Genomic DNA, 14,265 nt, shown 5'->3' with positions numbered 1-14,265 from the left:
TCCTAAATCTAATACAGATAAGTATTCTTGACCTTTATACTCATCGAGGAGGTCGATTACGGTTCTTACTGGTCTATGCAGCCACGAACCAGGTTCATACAAATTGTAATTATCATAACAGAAGTCATGATATTTCTTCTCTTCTGATCTTATATACGCTACTCTGTCCAAACCCTCACCTCTAGCTTTCTGCAAGTTTCATCTAACGTTCTTGTATTCACGAAACGCCCCAGCCTTAGATAGCTCTTATCTTAGGTTGGGGCGTTTGTTGTCTGATCTTCTTCCATGATTATACATCTGACAACCGAGGGGCGATAGCCCTGAAGCGTGAATACGGTGTTATACGAGCCGGAAGGAGGTGAACAAAACTCTCCAGAATGCCTGAAATCCCTTATGTATCAAGGGTTTCAGTCGAATGTAAAACTATTCCAGAAGACTGTAAATAACCCGTTTTCTCATGAAAGTTATACGATATCGTATACCAAAATGTTATACGAATCCTCCTTCCCCTAACTCGCTTATCCGCTTTAGCTCGCATAACTCCTAAGGGAGGAAATGCGAAGTGCCTAATCATGATCACCCTGAAATTAACTTATTACATCAAACCGATTTCAAATGGAGTGAGCTCGTCTCTCTGTTTCTTCAAGACTGCAGATCCAGAAATTTAACAAATGAAACGATTCGCCGTTATCGGAATGGGTTGAAAAAGCTCCAACAACATCTTGGGTCCCAAAACTTGAAATTGAATGACTTAACCGATCTCCTTCTAAGTCACCGTATCATACCTAGCATGCTTGACGAAGGACTTGCGCTTAGAACCATAAATTGTAACCTTTGCATTCTCAAAGAGTTTTTCAAATTTCTTTATGAAGATGGAATTGCTGAAGCCAATATTGCAGCTGAATTAAGGCCCTTGAAGGTTAAAACATCTTTGACACATACTTTTACAGATGGTCATCTTCAACGGCTGTTTGTTCAACCCGACCGGTCGACTTTTACTGGCTACCGCAATTACGTTATCATGTTGGTTCTGCTAGAAACCGGAATCCGCCTGAAAGAACTGGCTAACCTTCGAGTGACGAATGTTTTTTTGGACGAAGGAACCCTTCGTATCATTCAAGGCAAGGGAAGAAAAGCAAGGATGGTACCAATTCAACACGTCGCCGCTTTCGAATTGAAACAATATATGTTTGAGCGAGGAACGTTGGAAACCGACCGGCTCTGGGTCACCCTGGATAATCACCCCTTTTATGAGGCTGGTATCCGGGTAATGATCTCCCGGTACTGTATCGCTGCGAATATTCAAGGTGTCCAATGTTCCTGCCATACGTTTCGTCATACCTTTGCGAAAAAATACTTAATGAACGGCGGCGATGTTTTTACACTAAAAAGCATTCTTGGACATGAACGTATAGAAACAACGGAAATGTACGTTGAACTATTCTCCCGCGACATGCAAATCCAGCATGAAAAATTCAGCCCGCTGGAGTATTTGGCTAACGAATTTCCTCACGCCGTCTCCGAAAGCGAGGTGCAAAGTTAATGAGCACCAAACGCCGACAAAACGTACTGACGACGGTCACGAACACGAACGCTGCAAAGCAACAACTAGGCTTCGAAGATCTGCTTCAATCCTTTATTCTCGATTGCAAGTCCAAAAACCTTTCGCCGCTCACACTTCGGTTTTACCAAGACAGCATTCAGCAAATGAAAGTTGCTTTTCAAGAGCAGCAGGTTCCACTCAATATTTATGCGATAACTTCTCGCCAGATTAAAAATCATTTTGTTGCCTACCTCATCGAACAAGGTAAGTCGGACAATACCGTAAATGGGCGTATTAAAGCCGTTAAACAGTTCTTGAAGTATTTGTTCGAGGAAGGCTGGTTAACTCAGAATGTTGCAGAGGAATTGCATGTGGTCAAAGCAGCAAAGTTAATGATACAAACCTTTACCAAAGAACAAGTTGCCGCCCTATTGGAACAGCCAGACCGAAAAACTTTTACCGGTTACCGAGACTTTACTATGATGGTACTCCTTTTCGAAACGGGGATGCGGATTAGCGAATTATGCAACCTGAAAATCGGGGATCTGTTCTTCAAAGAACAGGAGATTCGAATTACAAAGGGAAAAGGAGGGAGAGCCCGCCGTGTGCCATTTCAACAAACTTCCGCTAAGGTTGTTCGTCGTTATTTGGATATCCGCGGTGATCTGGAAACGGATGCATTATTCGTTAATATAAACAATAAGCAAATTAGCACGAGAGCATTACAGGAGAAAATGCAGGTATATGGTATTGCTGCGTGTATAAAAGGAGTGAGGGTATCCCCGCACACATTCCGACATACCATGGCCAAATTCTATATTTTGAATGGGGGTGACCCATTTACTTTGCGCCGTATTTTGGGACACTCTACGCTTGATATGGTTGACTACTATGTAGAACTTTTTAGCAGCGATATCAAACAACAGCATAAAAAGTTCAGTCCGGTTGAGAATATGAAGCGAATGATTTGAGCCTCGTTCGATAACTTTAATAAAAAGGACAAGAGAAGGCCAATCTTGGAGACCCTTCTCTTCCCTTTCATAATTCGTCACTTATGGTAGGGAGCCATCTGCTCTGTCTATTGTAACTCAATACATTCATGACACGGTAAAGATTCAGGTTAATTCAAACCGGAAAAAGTCATTCAAGACGTCCGGTGCCTCAATTGTCATTTGACTTCGGATTCAAGTATATTCTCAAATGATATCTCAAGATCAATCGCGCGGTTCTGAATGAATACCATCGGATTGTGGGATTATGCTTCGAAATCTAGAGGTTAAGATTTTCGTGCCCTCTCTCCGAGCCGGACCTTCTTCATGCTAATATATACCGAGTTGTCATGGTTATTGATTTTCCTACTAAAATTAATAGTAATTTCCTTGACATTCACGTGATTTCCTTAATACTTACTAAAGATAACAGTTCATATGCGGCTACAATTAACGAAACACCTCAAATAAATGTCGGTTAGCATTATATGGTGTTCCTCTATTTGTTCTTCTACCAGTTTCCGCAATTAAAATCAGATTATTTCTAGCTCGTGATGAAAGAACATAAAGTAATTTTTTTGAAATTTCATTCTCATCTATTTCTCTTGAGTATATGTTATTCCAATGAGGTAAGTATCCCCATAATAAACAAAATCCTATTACTGTATCATATTCAAGGCCTTTACATTTATGAGCAGTAATAAAATTTACTCCCCCGGATTTAGCAAATCCATTTTTATATACAGAAATAGAATCACCAATACCATTTCTATTCTGTCTCCTTATACATTTTTCCTCAAATTCCTGTAATTCTAACTTAACATTTGAATATAAGTTAATATCAATATTTAATACATTAAAGAAAAAGGCAAAGCTTTCTTTCAAATACTCAATCCCTAAGACAGATGATGAGGAAAAAGAATTAGTAATTTTTAAGATCTTTTGTAAACTGAGATTTGACTCAGAAATTTGTGGAATTTTTTCTAATAATGACTCGAGCAAATTATTTGCCCATCTCATACGAAGTAACACCTTATCTGGCGCAGGTGAAGATAAGAATAATTTAGCTAAATGATAAAACAAATTATTATCATCTTTGCAAAGGGGCGAAAGTCCAGCAGCATCCAAGGGTATATTAGGCTCTAATTGTTTTATAGTTCTAGCCATATGTATTAACGGCATCCACTGAGGAGCAATTACAGCAATTTCTTTATACGGAATACCTCTTTTATTATGCAAATCAACAATAGTATCTTTAATAAAATGGGCTAGATTCCCAACTAATATCTCACTTTCAAAAGATATAAGTGAGGTATTATCTTTATTGTCACCCTTTGCCTCAATGGGATCTCCAAAAATTTGAAAATTCTTATAAACATCAATAATCTGCTGAGTTGACCTATAATTACCAGTTAGGTTTTTTTCACTAATACGGTAACCACCAATACAGTCTTCAATTTCTGTTTTTGTTTTTGCAACCCCTCCTAAGGTTTGATAAATACCTTGATTAGGGTCTCCAACAATTAATAATTTTGTTTCATTTCTACCAACTTTTATTATTTCGCCTATAATTAAATACTGCAATTCTTGTGTGTCTTGATACTCATCAATAAGAATCCATCTAAATATTGTTGATAAGTTTTTTGCAATTGAAGGGTTATTTTTTAGTATTTTATAGGAATAATACAAAATCAAATCGTAATCTACTAGTCGTTCGTTTTTCAACCTATGATCATATTCTTTTAGTAATAAAGAATTTTCATCGTTTATGCTAATAAAATCACCATTTTGGTTCCGACGGGTGTTAAATTCTACATTTCTTAAATCTAAAGTATCCATAATACTATTTAAGATTTCTTCAACATCGTCTTCATCCAAAAAGGTATATCCATATTTAAGTTCTTTGAGGATATGTGAATAAGGTTTAATTATCCAGTTTGTACAGAAAGAATGAATCGTACCCCCCCAATAAAATTGGTCATCAATGCAATTTGTATCTAGTCTAAGAGCTATCTCTTCAGCAGCTAAATTAGTATAAGTAATCGCTGCTATTTTCTCATTTTTCTTTAGTTTTGTCCCCTCATATATCAATTTTGCAACAAGTGTCCTCGTTTTTCCACTTCCAGGACAAGCAATTACCAATAAGTTATCATTATATTCAACAATGTCCATTTGCTCTAAACTTAAAGTATTCAGTAGGAGCAAACTACTCCCTCCTCATTGCGATAAACTTGGTTATAATACTATCTTTATAAATTGAACAAAATGTATCTATAGTTTCAATATCATTAGGTTTCTCGCCGTAAAGTAATTTTACTGTTTCAAAAAAGTTCTTATACTCCTGACCTAAGCGGTATTTAATGATAGAAATGATATGTTCTGTATGTAGGGAGGCAACAAATGCTAATGCCTCTAGAATATAATCTGGAATTACTACATCCTTATCTAATCGTGCAGCAATACTTAGGGCTAGCCAACCTTTCCCCTCCTTATCTGCCAAACGAAGAATTTCCTTTCCGTATATACTAATATCTGAGTTGTTTATTTTCTCAACAGAACTATTTTGATCAGACTGTCTTTTGTAAATATCTTTTCTTATTACATTTTCTAGTATATTTTTATTGCCCTGCTTAATTAATTCTACTTCAAATGTGTTAGTTCCATAATAAACTGAGATGTAACTGTTATCTCTACTAAAATCATCCAACTTTTGTCTACGACTTTTTCCAGACTCTTCTGATTGTTTGCATTTCTTTTGAAACTCTTTATCTGGATACATCTCATCACCTAATGGTATGATTGAAATATCATTATCTGTGACAATAGCACATCTTCTTCTAATTCGTTCTTCGGAGAAAAGGACTGCAATATTTTCAAATTGAGTGCTTCCTACATTAATTAGACTAACTCCTATTTCATCTAGGGTAATTCCAAATGCCATCTTTACCATTTCAGGGATAAGGATTAATTCAGCATCGCCCTCAACTAAAATCACCGACTTAGCGAATAACAGTGTTGACCTTGTGGCATCTAAATAACGTTCAATTCTCCTCACATCATTTTCATCCAACCCGCTATTAGGTTGAGATACTTCACAACAATTATTTTCAAGATAAACAATATTCACGGAATCAAGTGAACAGGATGAAGATATATGACTGGAATGGGTAGTTAACAAAATTTGAGTATTTTCGTGATTGTGGTATTTTTGAAATAAAGTTTTTTGAATATGGTTGTGTAAGTGTGCTTCGGGCTCTTCTATTAATAAAAAATGAGCCGCTTTATTTTGTTCATGATCAAGTCGATTATATTCCTCGAGTTTTAAGGCTAAATATAGCAAATTGGCCCCACCAAGACTCATTTCATAAAGATCCCCAATGTAGTCTTCACCTGATAACTCTCCTGCTTTTATATTTAGGGCCTTTAATGTATGTCTGAAATCATCAGATAAGTTTGAATTAATTTCAATTCGAGGTGCATAAGTATGACCGACTGTATTATGTAATGACTGAGAAACGCCAGCGGCTAATTCTCTAATCTCTGGTAGGTTTGTTATATGCCAATTTAAATCTTTTATCGTACTACTAATTGTTTCTGTACTTGATTCATTTATGTTAAGGTTACTTAGCAGTCTAAGCAATGGTGATGTTCGAGGATTTTTCAAATCGCCTATAACATCTCTAAGTGCTTTAGCATATGTGCATGCGAAATCGTTTTTAAATACATACTGATTTGCCGGTGTACCCAAAAGACTACTATCTTCTTCATCCGGATTGGGAAAAGTATAATTATTGAAATCCCCTACTAGAGTTTTATACACTTCATCTTTACTGAAATCTGCTAAACCTCTTCCGTACAAAACCGACTCATATTGATTAATTTTTAGAGAAGAAAGATAATCTACGAACTGCTCTTCTTCTGCTAATTCTTGACTCAATTCAAATAATCTTTTACGCACTTCATATTTAGGTCTAAAATAAAGATTTAATGAGCCCCTATTATCAGTAGTATGAGTTCCCTGAAAAACCAATGCTTGTGATGAATCATCATTAGAGAGATTGTCGAAATGAAGACTAATGACAATCCAATGTCCCCGCCAGTTTGTAAGTGATCGATTAAAATCAGTATCGAGTAGGTTAGTTGACGATCTAGGTAAACTATCATCTATAATAAGCCTTATTGCAAACAATGCATTTGTCTTACCTGAACCATTTGCACCTATTATTGTATTAACACCTTCTTTAAAAACAAAATTAGCTTTTTGGAAATTCCTGAAGTTTCTTATTTTCAGACTAGATATATGCATAATTTTTCCTCCACTCATAGCTTTCTTATTCATACTGGAACAATCCGAATGCATAGCATTAGCACTATTACCTACTTCTAAATTCTACCATAGTTCTAAATTACCATACAGTCCTATAAGAACCGAAAAGACTGGTAGTTCAGAAGTTTCCCATGAGCGACACGATACCAACTTGGTCAAATTATTGCACTAAACCTGCACAGATTCGAAAACAATCAACTGAAGCAGAAAGACAGAACACCGAAAAGAATTTTGAATAAAAGAGTGTTTACCAGACGAGATCCACAATGATATGGGCAAGGTCGCTTCAGACTTCCATCTCATACAAAATAATTTTTATTATGAGTGCTTTCTCTTACCATCGTTTGATTGTCTATCTCCGGTTGAAGCAGAAGAATACCCAAAACACGAAAGAAACTTGCCCAAGTTGGGGGTTCTAGAGTTCTTAAGTTTTCAGATCCCTTTTCGGCCGGAGGACGCGAAAAATATTTAACCGAAAATCGTACACCGAAGATTAGTGGTGTTTTGGCGTCGATTTTGAGTTGAGTAATAGTTTGCAACACGAAACTGCTAATCCCGCAAGGACAGACGATTAACTCTGACCTGGATATTTACAGTTTCTTGGGGTTGAATAAAACAATAAAGAACCAGGCTTAGCCCAGCTCCTTGCATAAAATTTCTGAAATACCTCTCAATAAACTAATATACCTTCCTTCGAGGTACCAATATTATTTAAATTGCAAATGCGAACTTATGTCTCGGATTATCGCGTTCATTAAACTGGTAAAGCGATACATAGGGGAACATCGTCGCATTTATACACCGGCCAATCTCAAGGGCCAAACCTGCGGGTCCAAAATAAAATAGGTGAACTTCCGAATATCCTTTGATTTGGATAAGGCGTAGAATTTCGTCTTGGAATGTCTTCTTTATTTTCAAAACGTCATCACTATATAACACCGCATCAATCTTAGGGTCAGGAACCGATATCTTCAGCAGATCATGCGTTTTTCCGATCGCCGAACTTACATCTGTTGAGCGGATGTGGCCACTAACCTCTATCGCAACAGCAAGGCAATTGGTATTATTCGTTTTCAAATCTACATGGATTTCCATTGAATGAGCAGGAAGTTCTGTTGGTGTGTTTCTCACCCAAGTTTGAAAGGCACGGTTATACTGGTATACATCGATTGGAATCGAATCTGAAATCAAATGTCCGAAATGAATTAAAAGAGGGATTGGCGAAACCGAAAAAAAGGCGATGGAGGCTCCCTCGTGTTTTTTCTTTATATCCATCAGCCGCTCATAAAACTCGTCGTTCTGTTTTCTCGCCTTCTCCCACCCTCCCCTTGAAAAATCCGTAAACTCGTCTTGCAAAGTAACGGAATCTACCATAACAGACTCAATTTGCCCTGCAATCTCGATATGGTCAATTGGTCCGCCCTTTCTTTTGTGAATCACAATAATGGACTTGCCATACATATCAAGTCGATTTTTTACGTACGCTTCATGTTCTTTTTTTATCTTATATAAAAGTTCGGGAGGATATTGCTTTTCGTTTTGATCTACAATCTTATGGTCGGTTTCACATAGCAATACAATGTTCCACAGAGAATCAATGGTATCCTCAGTCAGTCCGTATTGCTCCATATACTCACGACGAGGCCCTTCTTTACTGCCTTGACCAATGATATGTGCCCGTTCCCCGATATTTATCTTTTTATCAATGTCATCGAGAATCAGTTTTCGCTTACATATGGCACACATACCACCAGAATTGACCCATAATGAGTACGTTTCTGCATTTGTTAGATTCATTGCTTCACCTTCTTCATAATTATGAAGGATAAGCCGATATTCTTCGACTCATCCTTCCTTAGTTGGAATAACCTTAATCACGGAAATCAGACACTCTTGCTCTCCCATGACGTTCAGACGGATGCTCTCCCCCACCCATCCATTCACCTAGCACGTGCCACACTTCGTAGTGATACAACCAAAGCGATGTCCACGGTACAATGGTTTCAGCGATTAACATTTGCTTCGTCCATTCCTTCTTTTTGGGTCGAAATAAACAAAGCCTTTCCCCCGTGTACAAGTGTGGAATATTCTCATCACTGCCTTTACGTCTTTTTAGCTTAGGAGAAACAACATACACTTCAGGCTGTACCATTTCAATCGAGTACTTGATCCTTACTATATATATCTTAGATGCTGTCGTCGGTTGTATAGTACCTGTCCAAACGACTTTATTTCGTTCCCAAGTAACTTCGAAATTAGGAAAGCTCTGATACATTGCCTCGATTTGATGGGAGATTGGAACAGATCGAGGTAAAAACTTCTTCTCCTTTTTTTTCATTAATCACCATAGAACGTATTATTTCGAACCGGCATTATGTTTATTGAAGACGATGTAGTGATCAGTCCTATTCCGCTTAAGACACCAAGTTTATTCTCACTACGATTCTTTTCTACAAACTGTGTTTGTTCGCGGAAAGACTTCATCACGACATCTTCACCAAACATAGCTTTAAGCTCGTCCGTCACATCATCAAGCCCACTCATCAGTGATAAATTGTCCCATCGTTCTTTAAAGTCATGAACGAAAGTGACAAAAGACTTATATAGCTCAGGATCCTGGTTCCATCGTTCGCTAAGTATTTCTAGTTCATTCGATGGATTTCGTACAACTAATATTTCTTTTGTAGGGATCAGACGCACGATTCCATTGAGAATGTTTGTAAGAGCTTCGGCTACGGACGATTCCCCCTTGTATAAGTGTCCAGAAAGTGTAGTAAGCACGATACTGATTGGCGCCTGGTCTGGATTGTCCTCAAAGTATACATCTCGAAAACGCTTTATAAGCTGAACCGCCCGCTTCAATGGCGGTTTCCGTTCAAACGAATCATCTTCTGGAAGCGGGTCAATCTTTGCCTTCTTCTCCAAGAGAGTTTGATAATAAATCGATCTCTTATCAAACCACTGTGCATACCCTTTTGGATTGCTGTCTTTCCAATCTTCTGCTTTGCGATCAGGGACTTTCACGCAGGTACTATATGTTGTATCGGCTGGATGAGCAGGAAGGATATCCATATGGAACTCATGCTCGTAATTCAAGCGAATGCAGCGGTTCTTACGTTCCACCATGGGCTTATACGTTGCATTTTCCTTCAGCCGTTTTTCGATTTTATTCAGAAGATCGATCGGATCCTTGTCCGTCCAGTCTTCTTTAATTTCAATGACCAAGTCCAGGTCATATTCCTGCTGTTTCAACGGTTTTACGGTTGTACCGATGCGAAGCGAACCTTGTGGATAAATATCCACATCCGCCTCCTTAAAAACAACATCATTTAGGGTAAGCCACTTTGCCACTGCATTGTAATGCATCTCTGCTAAGTTCCGCTGTGTAGGCGAAATCTGCAGTTTATAGCCGATCCGTTGCAGCAAGTCATCAATAAAAGTTCCTTGAATAAACATCTCCTGCATAACTGCTTCTCCTTTTCATGAGCACATTTGCCGTCAAGGAATGTTCACAATTTTTTTTTTGGGGGGAAAGCAGGAGTTTTCGAAGGCGTTATGGAATATGTATGTATTGAGAGAGTCATACAACATCTTGCACTTCATTTCGGTGAATTTTCCTGCAATTTACAATTATCCTTTCTACCGACCTAGGCACAGTAGCGACTGGCATCGCTCAGCTGTGTCTATTTCCCCTATTTTTTATTATACCATCATTTGGAACCCTATCCAACACAAAAACATATGTATTCACAAAAAAATAACTAAATGTTGTATTTGTTTTCATTATACATCTCAATATGTTGTAATAAGGTTAAAGTCAATCTATCCTATTTCTACTCCCACTTCGAAAGACAACCTGTTCATGAGAGACACGTGCTGTGACCTAGCATCTCTGGCATAATAGCCAACATAAGTGCTGCCCATGAAGAGCGAAAAGAGAAGGCTCACTTAAGTGAACCTTCTCTTTTGCTAAATTTAAAGTAACCGCTCCTTATACAAATGCCGCATCGGTGATGATTTTTCATGTTTTGACTTCATTTCAGGTCGCCATAAATTGACGTATTTTTTTACCATGTCTTGTGATGTATGGCCAAGAATGTCCTGTAAGCTGTAGGGATCACCATCTTGTAATATATACATTTTCGCAAACGTGTGCCTTAGCGTGTGCGGGCTAACTCGTACATTGGTAATCCCAGCGTCTTTACCGTACTGATGCAAAGTATCTTGAAATGTTCGAACCCCAAGCTGGCGACCATGAAGCGTAACAAAAAAATACTGCGAGGGTACATCCCCTCTTGCCTTTATATATCGGATCAAAAGTTTACGCACGTCATCACAGAATGGGATATCACGTGGCTTTTTGCTTTTACCAATCACTCCAAGAAGTTGACTGTCCTTTATGTCAACCTGACTTGTTTTCAACTTGATCATTTCCCCTACTCTCAATCCGGTATCGAGGATTAGGGACAACATGACAAAATCCCGGAACCCGGTAAAAGTATTTTGATCTGGCTGCTTAAATAAGGCGACGACCTGCTCTTCTGTAAAGGAGGGAATGGTCGGCTGATGTCCTTTACGCGTTTTCAAGTGAGCTGCCGGGTTGTCCGGGATCCAGCCTTCTTCATGAAGAAACGTAAAAAAGCGCTTGATTGCTTTGATCCTGTTATTTATGGTGTTGAGTTTGTACCCCTTTTTCTCTACCATGAACATAACGAATTTGTTCCGCAGCAAATCTATTGATATGTCGTAAATATCCGGTTCAATATCCTGCTCTTCCAAAATTCGCTGATAGCATTTCAAACTGTTACGCTCAAATTTGATCGTATCATCGCTTGATGTTTCGGCGCGGCGGGCCTGAATAAACAAATTCACGGCTTCTTCCCACGTCAGTCGATAACCAGCCCCTGTAGCGGAACCAGCGTCGAATAACTTGTTACTTCGCCGTTTACTTACTGTCTCGTTTTGTCGTAACAGGCGTACAACATTTCCACTCATCCGCCATCCCCCTTTATAACTTTTTATCTAGCGTTGCTTGCTACTTTATACCTACTCGATCTGTTTTGCTTCTGCATGAAAGGCATTGATCATTTCCCTGATAAATACGATTGAAAATCTCAGGGTCGATTTGGATCGTTTTTCCGCATTTCGAACAAGTAAACTTAATTCTATCCACACCTGCCACCTCGATTATGGACATAGAAAAGCCGCCCCGATGGGACGGCTCAACTGTTCCGTATGACTTGTAATTGGCTTACTAGTGGAGCAAGCAAGTTTATTTTTTGTCTAAACCGCTTATGCTCTAAACAGCGTATTCGCCGTCACAAACAAATTTCGGATTTTAAACTCCGTTGGGCTTTCTTCCAAAAGAACACGCCGGAGATTGCCGGTTGCATTAAGCCAGAAGTGCGGCTCGCTCAGTGTATATTGCTTCCGATGAACCCAAGTCGGGCATTCCAGTTGATAATCGTTGCAAAGCTTATGAGTCATGGCCGCCAGGAACGGGAGCATATAGTCTGGAAAGCCAGGATGAGCTTCCGGCTCGCGCTGCACCATGCGCTTTCTTTGTTCAGGCGTAGCCCGATAAAAAGCATCGAGAAAATTACCGCAATGAATGGCGAATTGGTCGATATCTGCTGCTGCTTCCCGGGCAATGTCCCACACTGTCATGTCCATCCCTCTTTTCCGATTAATGATTTAGTAGTTCTTCCAACAGATAGGCTGTTCTCGGCAACACCCGGTGCTGAGGATAAAATTGTTCGACTACCGAAAGCGCCTGTTCTGCCGTTCGGATGTTCAAATACTGCAACAGAAAGCGGATATCGTCCACATCCTTACTTTCATATGTTCGCGCAGCCAAGCACTTCATGGCCAGCATATATTGTGGCGAGGCAGCGAAAATGTCCAAGTGGCTCAGCCTGCGATAAAGCTGGACATCATGCCGACTCGAAACAAATCCCTTTACCGCATTGTTTAACCAATCGGCCGGCAAGCGATACTCATCGGCCACATTTTTGATGATCGCATAAAATTCGCGCGTCGGTGCGAAAATGGCGTCGACGTCCTTGGTACTGTCGCGGCTTTGGAGCACTAGACACATCACTGCTCCGCCAAATAAGCAAATTTCGCCGTGTAACTGCTGTTGTTTTAGTTGTTCATTGATTTTTTCTAAATACCTTAAGATTTCTGCACTGCGCAAAACTCCATCTCTCCTTTCATTATAAAAGGGGAATCGCTTTTTCAAAAGAGACTTTGATGGCATATGGCCGTACGAAACGGCCGAAGTTTGATTGTTGCGCTACGCAAACAACTAAAAACTTACAAAAATGAAAAACCCGCCAAACGGCGGGCTTTCCGACTTAAGCTTATAAATGAATGGGATTAGCTTAGGTAAGCTTGGGTTTGAAATCGGAACAAATCAAGCAGTTCCTCTTCATTACATGAAAATACCCGCCAGAACGCTGGCGGGATAAGCGATGAATATATGGGCTAAGTCCGCCTAATGAACGGCGGAAGCTCTTCCATGCTTATGAACATCCCCAGTCCGTCGGAAAGACCGCAAAGGTACCACGCTTCCCGTTCAGCCGAAGCACGTTCGTTCTTATAATCTTCCCACTCGGACAGAATTTGAAATTGCTCTTTCGACAAATTCTGACAAAGTTGATCGCGGAGTTCCGCAATACGTTTATATTCCTCTGTCTGACGATTCTGCTGCGCGAATCGGTGATCCAGAATATCCATACGCTTTTGAAATACCGCCATGAGCCAACCCGGCAATGTTTCCACACCAACCTCTCCTTCCTAATCATTAGGCTGGTGTCGATCTTAACTCTGACGCGCCGCGGTTGGCAAGTCGCTCTTTTAGAGATTCACTCCCGACTTTCCCGATACCGTTTCTCTTCTACCGCCCAGTCCACTTGTTTCCGATCAAAGTGTTCCACCGTCTTCTCAACTACCCGGCGTATGCGGCGATCTTGCGGCGGGCCGCCGTCCCAGCCTCGCTCGTAACAAGCTATTCTACTTCGAAATCCGGATGAGCGATCCGGATACACGTCCAGCCGGCTTATTCGCCCAAATGCAATCCCGTAAGTGGACGGCTCGTCAAACACTTGTGCCTCCACATAGTAGCCGTCAACTTCCCCGACAAATCGTCGTCCCATCCAAACGCTTCCTTTTTCACGAAACATCGGTTTCCTCCTTGTACTAATGAGAATTAGACCTGAAACGTTTTTCCTAACCATGGTTTAATCAAGACGATACGGCTTTACAGTCACGTTCCGTATATCTCCTTGGGGTGAACTGAGATACGCATCGCGACGTGCATCTTCCTTTTTGCCTTCGTAGACATACCATGATTCGGTCCCATCCTTCCACTTGATAGTCACTTCCCATTCCTGTTTTTGCATCGC

Annotated in this window: 12 protein-coding genes and 1 pseudogene; 2 read left to right on the top strand and 11 right to left on the bottom strand. The window is 39.8% G+C overall.

Annotation, left to right across the window (positions count from 1 at the left end):
- Positions 1-171 (bottom strand): annotated as a pseudogene (locus POTG_RS25020) (class I SAM-dependent methyltransferase); the annotation flags it as partial.
- A gap of 391 nt (positions 172-562) precedes the next feature.
- On the opposite strand from POTG_RS25020, the gene POTG_RS21340 reads away from it, so the two are divergent.
- On the top strand, positions 563-1,543 hold the full coding sequence (locus POTG_RS21340; RefSeq protein WP_009226925.1) for a tyrosine-type recombinase/integrase: 981 nt from the start codon (positions 563-565) through the stop codon (positions 1,541-1,543).
- The gene (locus POTG_RS21335; RefSeq protein ID WP_009226924.1) at positions 1,543-2,514 is read left to right on the top strand and encodes a tyrosine-type recombinase/integrase; all 972 of its coding nucleotides are present in this window, start codon (positions 1,543-1,545) and stop codon (positions 2,512-2,514) included. The genes POTG_RS21340 and POTG_RS21335 overlap by 1 nt, the downstream gene beginning before the upstream one ends.
- A gap of 468 nt (positions 2,515-2,982) precedes the next feature.
- Here the strand turns inward: POTG_RS21335 and POTG_RS21330 are convergent, their stop codons facing one another.
- The 10 genes from POTG_RS21330 to POTG_RS24100 form a co-directional block, all read right to left on the bottom strand.
- A complete protein-coding gene (locus tag POTG_RS21330) occupies positions 2,983-4,737 on the bottom strand; it encodes a UvrD-helicase domain-containing protein (protein ID WP_009226923.1) in 1,755 nt (584 codons plus the stop codon).
- A gap of 1 nt (position 4,738) precedes the next feature.
- On the bottom strand, positions 4,739-6,871 hold the full coding sequence (locus POTG_RS21325; RefSeq protein WP_157273545.1) for an ATP-dependent nuclease: 2,133 nt from the start codon (positions 6,869-6,871) through the stop codon (positions 4,739-4,741).
- 699 nt (positions 6,872-7,570) lie between these two features.
- The gene (locus tag POTG_RS21320) at positions 7,571-8,656 is read right to left on the bottom strand and encodes an SAVED domain-containing protein (RefSeq protein WP_009226921.1); all 1,086 of its coding nucleotides are present in this window, start codon (positions 8,654-8,656) and stop codon (positions 7,571-7,573) included.
- A gap of 540 nt (positions 8,657-9,196) precedes the next feature.
- On the bottom strand, positions 9,197-10,324 hold the full coding sequence (locus POTG_RS21310) for a nucleotidyltransferase domain-containing protein (protein ID WP_009226919.1): 1,128 nt from the start codon (positions 10,322-10,324) through the stop codon (positions 9,197-9,199).
- Positions 10,325-10,834: 510 nt separating this feature from the next.
- A complete protein-coding gene (locus POTG_RS21305) occupies positions 10,835-11,854 on the bottom strand; it encodes a tyrosine-type recombinase/integrase (protein ID WP_009226918.1) in 1,020 nt (339 codons plus the stop codon).
- 297 nt (positions 11,855-12,151) lie between these two features.
- Complete coding sequence (locus tag POTG_RS21300) at positions 12,152-12,526, bottom strand: hypothetical protein (protein ID WP_157273544.1); 375 nt, start codon at positions 12,524-12,526, stop codon at positions 12,152-12,154.
- Positions 12,527-12,545: 19 nt separating this feature from the next.
- Positions 12,546-13,055, bottom strand: a complete 510-nt coding sequence (locus POTG_RS21295; RefSeq protein WP_009226916.1) for a DUF6036 family nucleotidyltransferase — start codon at positions 13,053-13,055, stop codon at positions 12,546-12,548.
- 290 nt (positions 13,056-13,345) lie between these two features.
- Positions 13,346-13,642: a hypothetical protein gene (locus tag POTG_RS21290; RefSeq protein WP_009226915.1), complete on the bottom strand. Its 297-nt coding sequence runs from the start codon at positions 13,640-13,642 to the stop codon at positions 13,346-13,348.
- Between the two features lie 83 nt (positions 13,643-13,725).
- Positions 13,726-14,043, bottom strand: coding sequence for a DUF7678 domain-containing protein (locus POTG_RS21285; protein WP_009226914.1), 318 nt, complete (start codon positions 14,041-14,043; stop codon positions 13,726-13,728).
- A gap of 57 nt (positions 14,044-14,100) precedes the next feature.
- On the bottom strand, positions 14,101-14,262 hold the full coding sequence (locus POTG_RS24100) for a hypothetical protein (RefSeq protein WP_157273543.1): 162 nt from the start codon (positions 14,260-14,262) through the stop codon (positions 14,101-14,103).
- Positions 14,263-14,265: the final 3 nt, after the last annotated feature.

The sequence above is a fragment of the Paenibacillus sp. oral taxon 786 str. D14 genome (assembly GCF_000159955.1).
GTDB classification, from domain to species: Bacteria; Bacillota; Bacilli; order Paenibacillales; family Paenibacillaceae; genus Fontibacillus; species Fontibacillus phoenicis.
The sequence above is the reverse complement of the archived record's forward strand: the minus strand, read 5'-3'. Positions and strand labels throughout refer to the sequence as shown.

Coding starts and splice junctions, on each gene's coding strand:
- POTG_RS21300 (WP_157273544.1), bottom strand. CDS start 12,526: ATGACAGTGTGGGACATTGCCCGGGAAGCAGCAGCAGATATCGACCAA.
- POTG_RS21335 (WP_009226924.1), top strand. CDS start 1,543: ATGAGCACCAAACGCCGACAAAACGTACTGACGACGGTCACGAACACG.
- POTG_RS24100 (WP_157273543.1), bottom strand. CDS start 14,262: ATGCAAAAACAGGAATGGGAAGTGACTATCAAGTGGAAGGATGGGACC.
- POTG_RS21305 (WP_009226918.1), bottom strand. CDS start 11,854: ATGAGTGGAAATGTTGTACGCCTGTTACGACAAAACGAGACAGTAAGT.
- POTG_RS21325 (WP_157273545.1), bottom strand. CDS start 6,871: ATGAATAAGAAAGCTATGAGTGGAGGAAAAATTATGCATATATCTAGT.
- POTG_RS21285 (WP_009226914.1), bottom strand. CDS start 14,043: ATGTTTCGTGAAAAAGGAAGCGTTTGGATGGGACGACGATTTGTCGGG.
- POTG_RS21310 (WP_009226919.1), bottom strand. CDS start 10,324: ATGCAGGAGATGTTTATTCAAGGAACTTTTATTGATGACTTGCTGCAA.
- POTG_RS21320 (WP_009226921.1), bottom strand. CDS start 8,656: ATGAATCTAACAAATGCAGAAACGTACTCATTATGGGTCAATTCTGGT.